Consider the following 18,390-nt stretch of genomic DNA (forward strand, 5'->3'; position numbering starts at 1 on the left):
CTCTTCACAATTATTTCTTCAGTGCGCTGAGGTAGATTTCCTCATATTTGGCTGCAGCGGCAAGGTGAGAATATTCCTTCTCAATCTTTTCTCGCGCATTTTTCGCCATTTCCTCGCCTTTTTCCGGATTTTCGAGGAAGTACAGAATAGCTTCTGATAGCTCTTCTACATTCTTTTCCTCAACCAGTAAGCCGTCTTTGCCTGGATCGACAATCTCCTTCAGGCCGCCGACTGCACAGGCGACAAGCGGAGAGCCGGAGCCCATCGCTTCAAGAGCCGAGATGGAAGTAGCTTCTTCAACGCCGGCAGAGTGGACGCTCGGCACAAGGACGATGTCGGCCAGGGCATAATAGTCTTTTACCTTTTCATGCGGTACGGCACCGAGCAGCGTGACGCGGTCCTCCATTTTATTTTCCGCGACAATCTGCTTGATTTCATTTAACGCTTCGCCGCTTCCGGCATAAATTAATCTGGTGTTTGGATATTTTTCAAGCACAGCAGGCAATGCCAGGGCAGGGTAGATGACCCCGTTCTTTTTTGTCAGGCGGCGCGGCACGAATAAGACATGCTCGTCCCGTGATACCCCGTACTGGTCGCGAAGCTGGCCTTTTTTATCTTTATCAGGCTTGAAGCTGTGAATATCGATGAAGTTGCGGATGGCATTGCCTTCCACGCCCGACATTTCCTTTACATAGTCCTTCAGGCGCTGGTCAACGGTAATGATCTTCCGTGTCCCTTTATAGGCCTTGATCTCGATATCCTGCATTTCCTTTGCCTCAGGGCTGCCTTCGATGATGCTGCCCTTGCTGACAGATTCGAATGCCATATAGCCATGGACGGTCGAGACAGTCGGGATGCCGGTTTCAATGGCAGCAAGCGTCGTGAACGGATCTTGTGCATTGATCAGGTCATACTGCTTATGCTTGTTCTTTTCGATCAGCTTCTGGATCAGCTTTTTCCGGGCATGATGGCTCCACAGGATGCCGCGGCCTTTCTTGAGCTTTTGAATGACAAAGCTCGGCCCCTGGGCATAGACCTTGCGGACGGCAGGGCTGATATCAGAAAAAGACAGGACATCAACCTCATGTCCGCGCTCTTCAAGCCCGGCCTTTAATGTGGCCACATGGGTGGAAAGTCCACCCGCGTGCGGATAATCGTATGCGGTAGCAATTAATATTTTCATTTTGGCGCCTCCATTAACGTAAAAAGTTTTCTTTCAGCAGCTCAACATTGCGGACAGCTTCTTTTCTCATACCTTCAGCATTCGTTTTGACCACTGTGCTGTATTTATCGCGGTTATCCAGAAGGTGAAGTGAATTCTTGGTGAGCTCTTCAGCATCCATTTCTTCAAGGACGGCCGAGAATTCCCACATCCCGCTGCGCTTCAGCAGGCTTTCCACCTTTTTATCATAGCTGAGGCCGATATGCGGTACACCCATAAGCGTTGAGAAAATCAGGGCATGAAGGCGCATGCCGATCGTCATTTGGCATTCGCCGATAAAGTTCAAATACTGGTTTGGCGTAAATTTCGTCCCGAGGATAAGACATTTATCAGCATGCTTCATGTGGGCAAGCACCTTTTTGCTCGCCTCATCATCATGATGGCCTTCCATCGGCACGAATACAGGAGTTACATCACGCTCTTCAATCAAGCGGTCAAGGATCTGGCCAATCTGCTCGAACTGCTTTACCTTCTCAAACCATGGACGCACAGAAACGGCAACCAGATTATCCTTTCGTTCAAGATTAAGGCTGTCGATGCAGCTTGTATCCTTTTTCGGGTGGAAAGCAAAGACGATATCTGATGTCACGACCGTTTCTGGCCGTTTGACGCCAAGCTTGTGCAGCAGGTCCTTAGAGAACTGGTCACGGACTGTAACAAAGTCGGCCATATTGGCAAAAACCTTCATTAATATCTTGCCCCAGGTCGAGTTGACAGGACCAATGCCCTGGGAGAAGAACATGACTTTTGTGCCGCAAAGCTTGGCAAGGAATACAATCAGTAAATAATAAGGAAGCGGTCCGAATATAAACTTAGTCGGATATGTATCCTGCAAAAGTCCCCCGCCGCCGGACACGAGCAGATCGGCTTCCTTCAGTGCTCTGACCTTGCCTTTAAAATCCTGGCGCCAGCCCCGGTAAACGGTTTTGACATGATGTTCCTTTGCAGTCTGTTCTGGAGACAGTGAAAAAACGGTAATTTCTGGTTCATTCAATTGATCACGCAAATTATCGACAATAGATTCCAGGATGGCTTCGTCGCCTGTATTTCCAAGTCCGTAGAATCCTGAGATGACAATCTTCAAAGAAGTATTTCCTCCTTATAGTGGGTTAAGGCTGCATTTCCCGCCAGAAAGCTTTTCTTTTAGTATGCACATATGCTTTCATCCGGCATTAAAAATCAGCCTCTTGGTAAAAAATTGCGAATGCAAAGCAGAATATTTTCGCAACATAAAAGAAAAGGAGCCGGTGAAAACGCCCCCTAAAAAGCTAAACAATATTTTATCATTATAACTGCTTTCAGACAATGTCAATGATGCAAGCTTTGTCAGGATTTGTTATACTATGTTAGAAATTATTTGAGATTGTTCACCGGGTAACAAGAAAGCCCGGTATATCACTATTGAAGCCTATAAAGAGAGGTCCTATTTGATGGAAAAGATTTGTGTAATTGGATTAGGATATATTGGCCTGCCAACTTCGGCCATTTTTGCAAAAGCCGGCTATGAAGTAGTTGGCATGGATGTCAGCGAACGTGTCGTCAATTCACTGAACAAAGGGGAAGTCCATATAGAAGAAGTCGGCCTTCCGGAGCTTGTGAAAGAAGTAGTGGAGACAGGCAAGCTGCGCGCGTCCACAGCACCTGAGGAAGCAGATGTCTTCATCATTGCCGTACCGACGCCGATCCACGAAGACTATACAGCGAATGTCGACTATGTTGTCAATGCTACAAAGTCAATCGTGCCATTTTTGAAAAAAGGCAATGTCGTCATTGTTGAATCAACGATCCCGCCAAGAACGATGGATGATATTGTGGCACCGATCCTTCAGGAAAGCGGATTTGACACGCAGAATGATATTTATGTGGCTCATTGCCCAGAGCGCGTGCTCCCAGGCCGCATCCTGATCGAACTGATCGAAAACACACGCATCGTCGGCGGAACGACACCGGTTGCTGCGAAAAAAGCGGCAGATGTCTATCGTGCTGTCGTCACAGGCGATGTGATTGAAACAGAAGCAGTGACTGCTGAAATGTCCAAGCTGATGGAAAATACCTTCCGCGATGTCAATATCGCACTGGCCAACGAACTGGCGAAAATCAGCCAGAAGCTTGGCGTTAATGCGCATAATGTCATCGAGCTTGCCAACAAGCATCCGCGCGTGAACATCCATACGCCTGGACCAGGAGTAGGCGGCCACTGTCTGGCAGTCGACCCTTACTTCATCGTGGAAAAAGCGCAGGCAGAATCGCCATTAATTCAGGAAGCCCGCCGCATCAACAACTCTATGCCTCATTTTGTGGTGGAGAATATCGAGAAGCTTACCGTCCAGCTGGAAAAGCCGAAGATCGCTGTATTCGGCCTGACGTACAAAGGCAATATCGATGATGTGCGCGAAAGCCCGGCACTCGAAATTTACGAAATGCTGAAAAGCAATCCGCGCTTCGAGGTACATGCCTATGATCCGCATGTACAGAACCACCAGGTGGATTTTGAGCTGTCTTCTTTTGAGGAAGCCGTTAACGGCGCCCATGTCGTCGCGATCCTTGCAGACCACTCTGAGTTCCGCGAACTGAAGGCAGAGGATTTTGCAGGCATGGCTTCGCCGGTTGTGTTTGATACGAAGAATTGTACGGACATGGATGCTGATCATGTAAAGGTATACCGCATCGGCGACCTTTCCATGCTGGCGCCCATTACATTATGAGTAAAAAAGAAAGTGATGAGTAGAATGGGAAAAGAGCAATATTTAGGGGTCGATGTTTCCCCTCTTAATTATGAAGAGATTATTGATGATCTCAGAACCAGGATGATGGAAGGGAAACAGTCGACCATTATTGCCGTAAATCCTGAAAAAGTCATCAAAGCGGAAGAAAATGAAGAGCTGCGCGGCCTGATCAACGGGTCAACCTATCAGATCCCTGACGGTGTCGGCATCCTGCTTGCCTCTAAGCTCAAGGGCGGGAGCATCACCTCCCGGGTGACCGGCGTGGATATGATGGAAAGATTGATCCGCTTCGCCGCTGAGGAACATCATAAAGTATTTCTGTATGGCGCCAAGGAAGAGGTTGTCACAGAGGCTAAACGGAAGCTTGAGGAAAAATATCCGGGGCTCATCATCTCCGGCTATGAAAACGGCTATGTCCAGGACCAGCAGGCGCTTGTTGAGAAAATCAATGAATCAGGCGCCGAGCTGCTGTTCGTTGCCATGGGCAGCCCGAAGCAGGAACTGTGGATCCGTGAGCATATGCCGCATCTTAACGTTAAAGTATTCCAGGGTGTCGGCGGAAGCTTCGACGTCTTTGCGGGCAAGGTGCAGCGGGCACCATCCTTTTACCGGAAGCTTGGTCTTGAATGGCTTTACCGCCTGATGAAGGAGCCGCACCGCTTTAAGCGGCAGCTCGCCCTGCCGAGGTTCCTTCTGAAGATCATGTCCCGCCGGTAGGGATTGGTTAAGATTCACAGGATTTTCAACTTTTTAATATAGACTGCTCCAGTTCCCCATGTTATAAATGGAGAGAACTTTATTGGACTGCCTTCTTAGAACACAAAAGGCTTGAAAGACTACTTTTCAAGCCTTTTATCCTGCATAAGCAAAGTAAAAGGCAAGAAAGGACCTAGATTGATGAATATTTCATGGAGAGATTTTCCTTTTGCACTCATAAGCGTGCCTCTGATCATCCTTGCACTCATAATTCCCCATTCGATTGTCGGGCTTGGGGTATCGGCGCTATTGGCCCTGTATGCGTTTTTCTCGCCGAAGAATGGCCTGCTGAACCTGCTGATTTATTTTCCGACCCGTTCGTTTTTGATTGAAATAAACCCATCGCTGAAGATGGCAGGAGATCTAATCATCCTGGCGGCATTCGCAAGTGTGGTGCTGAAATATCTTCTTCAGAAAGAATGGAAGAAGATATTTGAATTCCATATTTTCGAATGGGCGTTCTTCGCCTTTTGTGCAGTGGGAGCCATCTCGGCGCTCCTGACCGGTGTATCGCTAACTGCCATCGTATTCCAGCTCAGGGCCTTCCTGATCACGTATATCGTGTTTTATGTTGTGAGGCGCCTGAATATTACAAAAGAAGATATACTGAAGTTTCTTTGGACAACCTTCTTCATGGCCATCCTGCTCTGTTTGCACGGCCTCGTAGAGAAGCTCTCCCTGAGGACGCTCCTCATGCCGGAAAAATGGGTCGGGCGCTCATTGTCCTACAATAACCGCGTAAGGATCTACGGACTGATCGACAATCCGAACGTATTGGCTGTATACCTGTCCATTGCGTTCATGCTTGGCGTGTATCTGAAGCAGCTCGTCAATAATGGCAGAACAAGGCTGTTCATCAATATCGGCCTTGTGCTCATGCTTGGCGTCATCACGCTGACCTATTCACGCGGGACATATATCGGCTTTGTGATTGCTTTGGTTGTCTATATCCTGCTCACAAAAGAGTGGAAGAGGGCCCGCAATATCGTTATCGGCATCCTGATAGCAGTTGTCCTGGTCAATATTCCGGTGACAAAAGGAGCGAACTACTTTAAGCTCCAGGGGCTGGATCAGGATGTACCGCGCACCGAAACGCCTGCAGACCAGACTGAACAGCCTTCAGACGAGGAGCGGCGTTTCAAGGAAACATTCGAGATGTCGACCGTTGAGCTCAGCAAGACAACCGGCCGTCTGTTCATTGTGAACAAGGGCTTTGAAATTTTTAAAGACCACCCGGTTATCGGTACAGGCTTTGCCACTTACGGCGATTCAGCGGCAAAGAGCTATTCTTCGCCGATTTATGATGACTATGGCATCGAGAATGACATCTATTCGGACAACCAGTATATCCAGATCATCGCCCAGACAGGCGCGGTCGGTGTTATCCTGTTTGCTGTCTTCCTTTTGGGCATGCTGTTCTTCCTGTGGAAAAACAGGCAGGAATCCAAATCGGCAATCGCCCTCATGAGTGTCCTGCTGGCAGTATTTGCCTGCGCGCTGCTCTACAATATTTGGGAAGATAAGACGTATACAACTTATTTCTTCATGATGCTGGCAGCTGTTGCCGGTACTTTTACAGTCAAAAGGAATGAGCAATCATGAAAATATTGCATCTAATCAGCGGAGGGGAGACAGGTGGTTCAAAAAACCACCTTCTTTCTTTATTAAGCCATCTAAAGTCCGAGGACATCCTGCTTGGCGTCTTTCAGGAAGGGAAGCTCGCACAGGAAGCAAGGGAGCTTGGGATCCCGCTGGTCTTCTTCAACCAGAAATCCCGCTATGACCTGTCCATCTTATCGAGGATTAAAAAGGTGATCAAAGATGAAGAAATCACCATTGTCCATACTCATGGGCCGAGGGCGAACCTTTTCGCCTATATGGTGAGAAAAATGATTCCGTTCAAATGGGTCACCACGATCCACAGCAATCCCGAGCAGGACTTTATTAAAGGCGGAATCAAAGGAAGGGTCTTTACCGCAATCAATATGAATGTCATCCGGAAAATTGATCATTTCTTTGCCGTTTCTGAACGCTTCAAAAGCATGATCACCGGCTTCGGCATACCGGCCGGGAAAATCACGACCATTTATAACGGCATTTCGTTTGATAAAGAATTGAGAAACAATCTGACAAGGGGAGATCTGGGGCTCTCAGAAGAGGAGTTTGCTGTCATCATGGTGGCGCGCCTGCATCCGATCAAAGGCCACACCGTTGTCTTTGATGCTTTCCAGAGCCTTTTGAAAAAAAGACCGGATACAACGCTGCTCTTGATCGGCGACGGACCGATACGGGAGGAGCTTGAAAAGGAAGCTGCCAGGAAAGGGATCGCGGAAAAAGTCCGCTTCCTCGGCTTTCATGATGATGTCCACTCATATCTGTCCCTATCAGACGTCAAGCTGCTCGCATCCTACAGCGAAAGCTTCCCGCTCGTCATTCTGGAAGCGGCCCGCGCCCATGTCCCGGTCATCTCTACCGATGTCGGCGGTGTGAAGGATTTGATTTCCGATCCTTCGCTGGGCTGGATTGTACCTGTCAAGGATGCATCTGCGATAGAGTCAGCTATTCTTGCAGCAGCTGAAGCGAAGGATCAGGGGGAACTCTCAGAAATGGGAGACAAACTCTATGAAAAAGCATCGGCTCTTTATTCTGTCAAACAGCTCGCCGACCAGACTTTGGAAACATACCAAAAAATATAGCATACACCAAAGCCGGTATGCATACACTGGCAAGGTGAGTTCAGCAAAGCATGCAGCTCTTCTGCATGCTTTTTTTCTTGGAAAATAATATAAAAAAACTTGAAACTAAATCAAAACTCACATCGTCTAATATAAAGGGTGGAAGTGCTGGAAACAATTACTATGCCAAACTAGTATTATTTTGCCATGGTATTTCTTTCATCTAAAGTAAATTACCTGTATAATAATTTTTGTTGCTGGTATTCCAATCCCAAAGCAAGGGATAAGTGGGTATTGTGGCAAAAAACAGTTAGCAGGGAGAATATTGTAAAAAACAGTTGAAATTTAATCCATTTTTGGTAGAATAGAATACGTGTATAGTAGTTCTATTCTGTCATTTAGGAGAGAAGCACTGTTTTTCTTCCACGATCGCCCATTTTCACCTACATAGGCTAATCGAAATATGGGGAATTTTGACGGTAATAGGAACCTGCTAAACTGCAACAACTTGTGTTCATCGAAGATTCAATCTTCGAACTATTAAAAACCTTTATTTACAAAACAGGGAGGAAACAAACACATGGCTTATCAACCTAAGTCTTACCGCAAGTTCATCGCAACAGCTGCTACTGCAACAATCGTTGCTTCTGCTGTAGCTCCAGCTGCAAGCGCAGCTTCTGTATCTGATTTCACAGATGTAGCTGCAAAATACAAAGACGCTGTAAACTACCTCGTAGTAAACGGCATCACAAATGGTACTACTGACACTACATTCGGCACACACGACAACGTTAAACGCGGTGATGCTGCAATCTGGTTAGCAAAAGCTCTTAAGCTTGACCTGACTAACGTACCAGCTTCAGGCTTCACTGATACTGGCCGCTACGATGCTGCTGTATCTGCACTTAAATCAGAAGGCGTTCTTTCTGGTAAAACTGCTACAACTTTCGAACCTAATGCACTTTTAACTCGCGGCGAAATGGCGAAGATCCTTGCTAACGCTTACGATCTGAAATCAGATGCTGCAGTTCCTTTCACTGACCTTGGCCCTAACTTCGGTCCTTACATCAAGGCTCTTTACGAGTTCGAAGTTACTCAAGGTAAAACAGCTACAACTTTCGGAACTAGCATGAACATCACTCGCGGTGACCTTGCGATCTTCCTTAAGAGAGCTGCTGAAGTAGTAAAAGAGCCGGTTGTTACTAGCGTAACTCCTCTTAACGCTTTAGAAGTTGAAGTTAAATTCAACACAGCTGTTAACAAAACTGATGCTGAAAATGTAGCACGCTACTCTATCAATGGAACTAGCCCATCAAAGGCTACTCTTTCTGAAGACGGCAAAACTGTTACATTGCGTTATGCTGCAGCAACTCAAGTAGAAGTTAAAGACGGCGTTGTAGTCGTTGATGCTGTTGTCACAGCTGCAAATGCAGATGTTAAAACAAAGAAATTCACTTCAGTTTACTCTTACGAAGATACAGTTCGTCCTACACTGACAACTGTAACTTACGATAACTACTATACTGCAAAAGTTTGGTTCTCTGAGCCAATCCAAAGCGCTGGAAACGTTCAAATCAGCGATGCGAACGCTTCATACTCTCACAATGCAGGCGATAAGTTCATCACTGTAAACTTATCAAATGCTAATGTGGCAATGGACAAAAACATCACTGTAACAGTTGTAGGTGCTACTGATTACTCAGGTAACCTGGTATCTCCAAACCCAGTGGTTGCTAACGTTCAAAAAGTTAAAACTGACAGTGTAAAACCAACAGTTAGCTCTGTAGATGTTCAAGACACTACTCGCTTCTCAGTTAAATTCTCTGAAGCATTGGCAGCTAACCCAACAATCACTGTTAATGGAACTGACGTAACTTCAATTGCCGGTACTACTATTACTGTAGATTCAAAAGACTCTACTAAGTACAATGTAGTTCTTGGGTCTGCTCAAACTGGTGTTAAAACAGTTGCTGTAGCTGCTGGCTATAAAGACATCAGCGGCAACGAAGGTGCTGCGTTCTCTCAATTGGTAGAGTTCAAAGCTGATACTACTGCACCAACATATGTAAGCCACGAAGTTAAAACAATCAGCAACAAGCAGTACCTGGTTGTTACTTTCAATGAAGAAGTAACTCCAGTTGCAGCTAAAGCTGTATATGGCACTTATGTAGATGCTAACTCTGTTACTCGTGAAGTGTCTAACCTTGGCACTGTTTCTTCTCACGATGTAAACAACGATGGCAAATACGAAGCAGTTAAAGTTGAGTTGACTGGAAACAATCCTGGCAGCTATACTGTAACTCTTCCATCCGGACTTGTTGAAGACCAAGCTGGCAATGATTCAGTTGCTAAATCTGCTACATTCACTCTTGGATCTGCATCTGATTCTGATAAGCCTTCAGTAACTGCTTATTCTGTAAATGCTGATAAAGTTACTGTAGCTTTCAGCGAGCCTGTTACAGCTGCAACTGCTCTTAACCTTGCTAACTACAAAGTAGAAGGTGAAACTGTATTCACTTCTGCGATCTTCAAAGGCAACCAGCAAACTGTTGAGTTGACTTTAAGAGAAGGTTCTATCCTGATTGATGGAACTCGCACTGTATCTGTATCTGGTGTAAAAGACGTTAATGGCAATGCTATGGACGCTTACACTGCACTAACTCCATTCAAAGAGAATGTTAAACCAACAATCTCTGGAGCTAGATTAACTGCAGCTAACACAGTGACAGTTACATTCTCTGAAGCAATGAAAGAAGCTAATCTTGAAGATGCTACTGTAGACTTCAAAGTTAAAGTTGACGGTGTAGACCGCACTGTTACAAACTGGGATTATACTGCTGGAAACCAAACTCTAGCAATCACTTTCTCTAATGTTGTAACTGATCTTAGCAAGCCAGTTGTTCTTGAAGTACTTTCTGGAAACAACGTTGTAGATGCTAACGGCAACAGCCTTGCAACTACTGGTACTGTTACAGTTACAAAATAATAGATTTACAGACTAAGGAACCGCTCCGGCGGTTCCTTTTTTGCTGTGTTTTATTAATTTCTAAAAAAATTGCTGATTCTTTCATACTAATTGAAGATCTGTCAGACCTTTAAAGCATTTTTAAGAGAAATAATTTTGGAATAACTTTCACAATGAATCTGCCAGCCATACATAGGCCGCAAAGCATAAAGGATTTAAAAACGGTATCATATTATATTATATCGAAAAAGTAATGTAAGCGCTTTTATTGGCTAAACACGAAGATTAATTGCTTTACTTTAAATTAATATTCGACAAATACTATGAAATTACGTAAATAATCCGTAAAAATTGTAAAATATCATGCAAAAAAACTAGGTCTTTTGTTATAATGAGAGAGATTGAGTACTTACTATTCTTAATTAAAGATTTTTTACTAATTTATTGAATAGTAAGTAAATTTTAGGGTAAATATCTAACTGGTTGTCAAAACTAACTATATCCAAGGAGGCAAAAATTATGTCGAAACACCGTAAATTTATTGCGACTGCAGCTACAGCAGCTGTCGTAGTATCAGCAGTTGCCCCGGCTGCAAGTGCTGTCGGATTTAAGGATGTAACAGATCGTTATAAGGAAGCCGTAGATTTCGTGGTTTCTAAAGGTGCAAATGGTATGTCCTCGACTATGTTTGGGACAAGCGCAGAGATTAAACGTGTTGATGCTGCTGTATTACTGGCGGATGTCCTGGGATTAAATACTCAAGGAGCACCAGCATCAGGCTTTAAGGATGTTCCTGCCCGTGCAGCAGGTGCGGTAAATGCGCTGAAAGCAGCTGGTATCACTTCAGGTAAAACAGCCACTATGTTTGACTCGAACAGCCCAATTTCCCGCGGAGAGCTGGCTATCTGGATTCATAAAGGCTTTAACTTAAAAGGTTCGACCAGCATGGAGTTTAAAGATGTAACAGATCGTTATAGAGCAGCTGTTCAAGCCTTGGCTGCCAATAGTGTTACAGAAGGTATCTCAGCTACAGAGTTTGGCGTTAACTTAAATGCAAAACGCGGGGATTATGCGATTTTCTTACATAGAGCCTCCATGACAAAACAAGTATCCCCTGAGGTAGTGAGCGTAACTTCAGTCAGCAGCACTGTTCTTCGTGTCAAGATTAAAGGCGATGCAGCCGATGTAAAAGCTTCTGATTTTATGTTCGATAATGGACTGAAAGTGGAAGAAGCGAAAGTTATGCCTGGAGCAGAAGATGGATTCACAATGGTTGAATTGAAAACATCCTTCCAGGAACCTGGAAAAACATATAAGCTGAACTCGTTCAGCGGCAACGCAGTTGTAGGGAATATTTCATTCGAAGTTCCTTCAGTCCCTCCTGTAACTCCTCCTCCGGCGAGTGGAGATGGGACGTATGATCTGAATATTATGCACACAAACGATACGCACGCACACTTGGACAATGTGGCCAAGAAAATTACAGCCATTAAAGAAGAAAGAGCAAATCACCAGAATTCATTATTGCTTGATGCCGGGGATGTTTTCTCAGGCACATTGTACTTCAATGAATTCAATGGTCTTGCAGATCAAGAGTTCATGAACCTGATCGGTTATGACGCCATGACATTCGGTAACCATGAATTTGATAAGGGTACTGAAACGCTGGCTCCATTCGTAAAAGGTGCAAACTTCCCATTTGTTTCTGCAAACGTTGACTTCTCTGCAGATGAAAATCTAAAAGACCAGTTTAACGACGAAATTTCTTCGAATCCGGAAGATGGCGAAATTTATAACGGAATTGTAAAAGCAGTTAATGGAGAAAAGATTGGGATCTTCGGTTTGACTACTGCAGAAACAAAAGATATCTCCAGCCCAGGAGAAGATGTAGTATTTGAAGACTATATCGAACAGGCAGAGAAGGCTGTTGAGGCGTTTGAAGCGCAGGGAATCAATAAAATCATTGCACTTACCCATATTGGTTATAATGATGGCGGCGGTGACAATGACTTGACTCTGGCTAAAGAAGTCGAAGGAATTGACGTTATCGTAGGCGGGCACTCTCATGATAAACTGGCAGATCCTGTTATTGATAATACTGGGGATGAGCCAACTGTCATCGTTCAAGCTAACGAATATAGCAAGTTCCTTGGTACGCTTGATGTGAAATTTGATGAAGACGGCAAAGTGATCGGCCATGCAGGTGAACTGCTGGATATTGGCAAGTTTGCTGATGATGCACAGGCTAAGCAGATTCTTGAAACAAAATATAAGCCGGTTGTGACAGAAAAACAAAACACAGTAGTTGGACAAGCAGCAGTAGACTTGATCGGAGGCAACCCGGCAGCACGTACAGGGGAAACTAACCTGGGGAACTTCATCACTGACGGGATGCTGGCAAAAGCAAAAACGATCAATCCTGATACAGTCATTGCCCTTCAGAATGGAGGAGGAATCCGTGTAACAGTTCCAGAGGGGAATATTACCCTAGCCAAGGTTCTTGAAGTACTGCCATTCGGCAACTCACTTGGACTAATGCAGTTGACTGGGGAAGAGATTAAGGCTGCTCTTGAACTCAGCGTTAAAGATGCACCTGGTGCATTCGGCGGATTCCTGCAGGTATCAGGCATGAAATATACGTATGATAGCAGTAAGCCGGTTGGAGAAAGAGTACTTTCTGTTCAAGTAAATGAAAATGGAACGTTCAATGACCTGGATCTTTCTAAGACATATGTAGTGGCAACAAATGTCTTCACTGCTAAAGGCGGAGACGGCTATACAATGTTTGCCAAAGCTTATGAAGAAGGAAGAGTAAGCGAGCCTGGTTATGTTGACTGGGAAATGCTGAGGGATTATATCGATGCCCAGCCGAACGATATTGTTAATCCTTCTGTTGAAGGCCGCATCATTGACAAAGCGACAGCAGAAGAACCAGCTGAAGTGGACGGTGCTGATTTCAGCGGAACTGCAGCTGCGCCTAAAGTGTATGACGGTGATGTAATGGTGGATGCAACTGGCACGGCGAAACTTGAGTATGCACATGTAAAAGGAAACCTGTACATCAAAGGCGACGCTTCTACCATTGAATTTAACAATGTTGAGGTTGATGGGGAGACTGAGTTTTTAGATTAATCATTGCAGAATCCTTCTGGTCCGCCAGAAGGATTTACATTGCAAATTAAAACTAATGGGGGAAACTCACTTGAATAATAAATTCATGAAAAAAGTTTCTTTGTTCCTGATTTTTGTTTTGTCGCTGAACATACTGCTGCCAAGCTCAGTATCTTTAGCTGAAACCAAAAAAACAGAAACCTTTGATAATCTTGGCCTTACCGGGTCAAGCTATGTTGATGGAAGCTTTGTTGGCGTAGATGGAATCACCTGGACCTATACTGGCGCAAGAAATCAGGATACTTATGGTATTGACGGAACAGGGATTATGTTCAGAGATCCGGGCAAAGCAGTTGAATCATCTTCAATTAGTGGCGGAATCAGCAGTATTTCCATTGATCTGAAAAAAGCATTCACAAGTACTGCTGACCGTCAGGTGGAAGTCTTCATAAATGGACAATCCATTGGTAAATCAGAAGCCTTCAGTGACGATGCTGTTCATACATTCACAGTCAATAACCTGAATGTTGCAGGACCTTTCACGATTAAAGTAGCTAATGCTGCTACAAAACAGGTAGTCGTTGATAATATCTCATGGACAAGCAATGAAGCGGGAGCAACTAAAACAGCAGGCGTTGAAGCAAGTGTTGCACCAGGTGCTGTTGCTGCGGGAACAGAAGTGGCTTTGACTTCTGCAACAGCAGATTCAACGATCTACTATACAACTGATGGTTCAGCCCCAACCACATCAAGCAGCACATACACAGACCCAATCACCATCAATGAAAACACAACAATCAAAGCATTTGCTTCTGCAGCTGATTTAGAAGACAGCGAGATTGCAAGCTTTGAATATACGATTCTTTCTGCTAAATCAATTGCCGAAGTAAGAGCGATGCAGCAGGGGACAAATGTCATGACTACTGGAATCGTTACAGCGGTTCTTGGAAGTGCGACGTACATCCAGGATGAAACGGCAGGAATTGTCCTTTATGGGGCAAACCTCGGCGTTAACCCTGGCGATCGTGTGCAGGCTTCCGGAGAGCTGACTGAGTACAGCTCACTTCTTGAAATCAATGTAAATCCTAGTGATGTAAAGGTACTAAGTAAAGAAGAAGTTCCTGCAGCGGCAGAAGTAAAGGCTGCAGACTTCGATGAAGACATCGAGTCGACTCTTGTTACATTAACAGATGTGTCTGTAGGATCCTTCTCAGGAGGAAACTACACAGCAACGGATGCTGACGGAGACACTTTCCAGATCCGCCCATCTGATAGCTCATTATTGGCAGTAAATACAACCTATGATTCTATTACAGGTGTATTGAGCGCCTATAATAATGCATTCCAGCTGCTCCCCCGCAATGCCGGCGATATCATTCTTGATTCCAGCAAGGTACAGGCAGTGGTAGCAAACCCAGCTTCCGGCCTTGTTAATGAGGGAGATACAGTAACGCTGACAACGGGTACAGAAGGTGCGGCCATTTATTACACGACAGATGGCTCGAACCCGGATGAAAACAGCACTGTATACAGCGAACCAATTGCCATTTCAGAAGCAACAACTATCAAAGCTGTTGCCGTGAAAAGCGGAATGACTAACAGCGATACAGCGGTTTTCAATTATGCAATCCAGAAAGATGAAATCCGCATCCATGATATCCAGGGAGAAGGGCATTACTCTTTATATCAGGATTCAAACGTCAATAATATAGAAGGAATCGTTACGAAGGTAGTAGATTCAAGAAACTTCTATATGCAGGATCCGCAGCCGGATGATAATGATAAGACAGCTGAAGGTATTCTGGTTTACAGAAGCAATCATGGTCTCACTGTAGGCAATAAAGTCACAGTTAGCGGAACGGTTAAGGAATATGTTCTTGACGGCTATGCAGAAAAAGCACAGACTGATCTGCCAGTAACAGAAATCAGTGCGTCTGCAATTGAAGTGACAGAAGCAGAAGCAGAGCTTCCTGCGCCTGTCATCCTTGGTGTAGACCGCCAGATTCCAACTGAAATCATTGATAATGACGGATTTGCAGAATTTGATCCGGAAGAAGACGGTATCGACTTCTGGGAAAGCCTTGAAGGCATGCTGGTTGAAGTAAACAACCCTAAGGTTGTAGCTCCTCAGAAGTATGGTGAGCTTGTAGTTGTTCCAGGCAGCTATGAAACAAACACTGACAATGGCGGCCTTCGCATTACAAAAGAAGACATGAACCCTGAACGAGTGACTCTTTTGATTGATGATGAAAGCTTTGTTGCCAAAATGGGCGACCACTTTAACGGTTCTGTTCAGGGTGTAGTCAGCTATGGATTCAGCAACTTTAAAGTATTGACAGACAAAAATGATCTGCCTGAATTTGTAGAAGCTGACATCGAGCGTGAAACGACTTCTCTTACAAAAGAAGAAGACAAGCTGACAATCGCTTCTTATAATGTAGAGAACTTTTCTCCAAACGTATCTCCTGATAAAATTGAGAAACTGGCAAGAGCAGTGGTAGAAAACATGAAACAGCCGGATATCATTGGTCTTACCGAGGTACAGGATAGCAGTGGTGAAACCAATGACGGTACAACGGACTCCGCTGAAAGCTTTGAAGTATTGGTGGAAAAAATCAAAGAACTTGGCGGTTCTGAATATTCGTTCACGGATATTGCGCCTGTCAATAATGAGGATGGGGGAGTACCAGGCGGAAATATCCGCGTCGGCTTCCTATATAATGCAGAGCGAGTATCTCTTACAGAAGGAGCTCCAAAAGGAACTTCTACACAATCTGTCGGCTTTGAAAACGGCAAGCTTACACTGAATCCGGGCCGTATCGATCCAACAAATGCAGCATACAAATCAAGCCGCAAGCCGCTTGCAGCACAGTTTGAGTTCAAAGGTGAAAGTGTAATTGTTGTTGCTAATCACTTTAACTCCAAAGGCGGAGATCAGCCTCTATTCGGCAAGGTTCAGCCTCCAGTGCTTGGCAGTGAAGTGCAGCGCATGAAGATTGCCAATATCGTTAATGGTTTTGTAAAAGATGTAAAAGCAGAAGATCCAAACGCAAACATTGTTCTCTTAGGTGACTTCAATGACTTTGAATTCTCGAATCCTCTGAAGGCTCTTAAAGGACAGGAACTGACTAACATGATTGAGCAAGTGCCGGCAGAAGAGCGCTATTCTTACTCTTACCAAGGCAATGCACAGGTTCTCGACCATATCCTGGTATCCAACAATCTTGCAGCAGCAACAGCTGTGGACATTGTCCATATCAACTCCGGCTTCATGGAAGAGCATGGCCGCGCAAGTGACCATGACCCTGTATTGATCCAGACAGCTCTTCAGCCGAAGGCAGAGCCAGTGTATGAAAAAGTTTATAATCTCTCAGGCTTCTCTACTAAGAAGCTGACAGTTTCAGCACACAATTCCCTTGTAAACATGGATGCTTCTTCAGTCATCCGTGAAGGAATCGTTCTGAAAACATCTGTAACCCTAAAAGGTGCTGGCCTTAAAACCACTAAGGTCATTATCAGCCCTGCACAAAGCGGAGCGATCATTGACTTAAGCGGTGCAGAGGTACAAGAAGTTGTCATCGACAACGCTAATGTAAAAGAAATCCGCGGTGCTGAAAACGTTCAGAAATGGACAGTTGCAGACGGCGTTGATGTATCAAACATCAAGTTCACTAATGTGAAAGGGGAAGCTATTGCTTCTCCTTTTCTCCCTGTAGAGAACGGTGCCCCGGCTGCCCGTGCAATCAGCAATCAAACTGTTCAAAAGAATGATTCTTTAACAATTGAACTAAGCAACTACTTTACTGACCCGGACGGGGATGAGCTTACATATACATCCACTAGGGGAAATGTATTCGGCAGCACGCTTACCTTCCTTGAGTCTGAGGAAGGCACGTATCAGGTAACAGTTAAAGCCACTGATGGCGATAAAGAAGCTCAGCTTACTTTTCAATTAACTGTTACAGGAGAACAGACTGAACAGCCGGTTGATTCCTATTATGCGGCTGCTGCAGGGAAAACAGGCGATGACCTGAAAGATGCATTACACAACATTATCAGTGTTCAAAAAGTTCTTTCGTACAGCCAGGTGTGGGATGCATTAAAAGAAACAGACGAAGATCCTTTCAATCCGAATAACGTCGTTCTTCTGTATTCAGGCATTTCCCGCTCTAAAGACAAAAACGGCGGCTATGTGGGCGACTGGAACCGGGAGCATGTGTGGGCCAAGTCGCATGGCGATTTCGGCACAAGCAATGGACCGGGTACAGATATCCACCATCTCCGCCCGACAGATGTACAGGTCAACAGCAGACGCGGAAACTTGGATTTCGCCAATGGCGGAAGTGCATTTGAAAACTGCGGGGGCTGCAAGGTGAGCTCCAATTCCTTTGAGCCGCCTGACCGCGTAAAAGGCGATGTCGCGCGGATGCTCTTTTATATGGCCGTCCGCTACGAAGATGGCGACAAAGTGGACCTTGAGCTGAATGACCTGCTAAATAATGGCTCAAATCCTTACCACGGCAAGCTGTCTGTCCTGCTCGAGTGGAATGAACAGGATCCTGTCGATGCGTTTGAAAGGAACCGCAATAACGTCATCTACAGCATCCAGGAAAACCGCAATCCGTTCATCGATCATCCTGAGTGGGCTGATCAGATTTTCAGAAGTGCCAATTAAATGAAATCAGCTTCCTTCTATGAGGGAAGCTGATTTTTTATTTCGGAAAAAACAACAGAAAAAAGAACTAAAAAATTGTCATATGCCTACAGTTATATAAAAAGCCGTTTCACGGTCTATTCACCCATATAATACCCAGATGAGTGAAAGGCTGGGAATACAGCATGATTAGACAATCTGTATAGATAAGGTGATAATATGAATGTAAGGTTATCAATTGAAAAAAGAGTGAGATAGCGAGCTGCGATTTCCCGGCTCCT

9 protein-coding genes are annotated in these 18,390 nt (G+C 44.9%); 7 read left to right on the forward strand and 2 right to left on the reverse strand.

Translation table 11 applies throughout. The features are described 5' to 3' along the window. Positions 1–10 precede the first annotated feature (10 nt). Complete coding sequence (locus tag FZD51_RS16380; protein WP_148975735.1) at positions 11–1,183, reverse strand: glycosyltransferase family 4 protein; 1,173 nt, start codon at positions 1,181–1,183, stop codon at positions 11–13. 13 nt (positions 1,184–1,196) lie between these two features. Continuing rightward, positions 1,197–2,306, reverse strand: a complete 1,110-nt coding sequence (gene csaB, locus FZD51_RS16385; RefSeq protein ID WP_148975736.1) for a polysaccharide pyruvyl transferase CsaB — start codon at positions 2,304–2,306, stop codon at positions 1,197–1,199. Between the two features lie 346 nt (positions 2,307–2,652). On the opposite strand from csaB, the gene FZD51_RS16390 reads away from it, so the two are divergent. From FZD51_RS16390 to FZD51_RS16420, 7 genes are all read left to right on the forward strand, one after another. Next, entirely contained in the window at positions 2,653–3,927 is a 1,275-nt protein-coding gene (locus FZD51_RS16390) for a nucleotide sugar dehydrogenase (RefSeq protein ID WP_148975737.1), read from the forward strand. 24 nt (positions 3,928–3,951) lie between these two features. After that, complete coding sequence (locus FZD51_RS16395; protein WP_148975738.1) at positions 3,952–4,665, forward strand: WecB/TagA/CpsF family glycosyltransferase; 714 nt, start codon at positions 3,952–3,954, stop codon at positions 4,663–4,665. Between the two features lie 180 nt (positions 4,666–4,845). Further along, positions 4,846–6,306, forward strand: coding sequence for an O-antigen ligase family protein (locus tag FZD51_RS16400; RefSeq protein WP_148975739.1), 1,461 nt, complete (start codon positions 4,846–4,848; stop codon positions 6,304–6,306). Continuing rightward, positions 6,303–7,400: a glycosyltransferase family 4 protein gene (locus FZD51_RS16405; RefSeq protein WP_148975740.1), complete on the forward strand. Its 1,098-nt coding sequence runs from the start codon at positions 6,303–6,305 to the stop codon at positions 7,398–7,400. The genes FZD51_RS16400 and FZD51_RS16405 overlap by 4 nt, the downstream gene beginning before the upstream one ends. Positions 7,401–7,959: 559 nt before the next feature. After that, a complete protein-coding gene (locus tag FZD51_RS16410; RefSeq protein WP_148975741.1) occupies positions 7,960–10,365 on the forward strand; it encodes an S-layer homology domain-containing protein in 2,406 nt (801 codons plus the stop codon). Positions 10,366–10,863: 498 nt separating this feature from the next. Further along, positions 10,864–13,476, forward strand: coding sequence for a 5'-nucleotidase C-terminal domain-containing protein (locus FZD51_RS16415; RefSeq protein WP_148975742.1), 2,613 nt, complete (start codon positions 10,864–10,866; stop codon positions 13,474–13,476). Between the two features lie 55 nt (positions 13,477–13,531). Further along, on the forward strand, positions 13,532–18,130 hold the full coding sequence (locus FZD51_RS16420) for an endonuclease (protein WP_148975743.1): 4,599 nt from the start codon (positions 13,532–13,534) through the stop codon (positions 18,128–18,130). Positions 18,131–18,390: the final 260 nt, after the last annotated feature.

Origin of the sequence: Bacillus infantis (genome assembly GCF_008180445.1) — a bacterium.
In the GTDB taxonomy this organism is placed as follows: domain Bacteria; phylum Bacillota; class Bacilli; order Bacillales; family Cytobacillaceae; genus Bacillus_AB; species Bacillus_AB infantis_B.

Bases quoted from the DNA above. Each gene is read 5' to 3' on its own strand.
- FZD51_RS16405 (WP_148975740.1), top strand. From the start codon at position 6,303: ATGAAAATATTGCATCTAATCAGCGGAGGGGAGACAGGTGGTTCAAAA.
- FZD51_RS16410 (WP_148975741.1), top strand. From the start codon at position 7,960: ATGGCTTATCAACCTAAGTCTTACCGCAAGTTCATCGCAACAGCTGCT.
- FZD51_RS16415 (WP_148975742.1), top strand. From the start codon at position 10,864: ATGTCGAAACACCGTAAATTTATTGCGACTGCAGCTACAGCAGCTGTC.
- FZD51_RS16400 (WP_148975739.1), top strand. From the start codon at position 4,846: ATGAATATTTCATGGAGAGATTTTCCTTTTGCACTCATAAGCGTGCCT.
- FZD51_RS16380 (WP_148975735.1), bottom strand. From the start codon at position 1,183: ATGAAAATATTAATTGCTACCGCATACGATTATCCGCACGCGGGTGGA.
- FZD51_RS16420 (WP_148975743.1), top strand. From the start codon at position 13,532: ATGGGGGAAACTCACTTGAATAATAAATTCATGAAAAAAGTTTCTTTG.
- FZD51_RS16390 (WP_148975737.1), top strand. From the start codon at position 2,653: ATGGAAAAGATTTGTGTAATTGGATTAGGATATATTGGCCTGCCAACT.
- FZD51_RS16395 (WP_148975738.1), top strand. From the start codon at position 3,952: ATGGGAAAAGAGCAATATTTAGGGGTCGATGTTTCCCCTCTTAATTAT.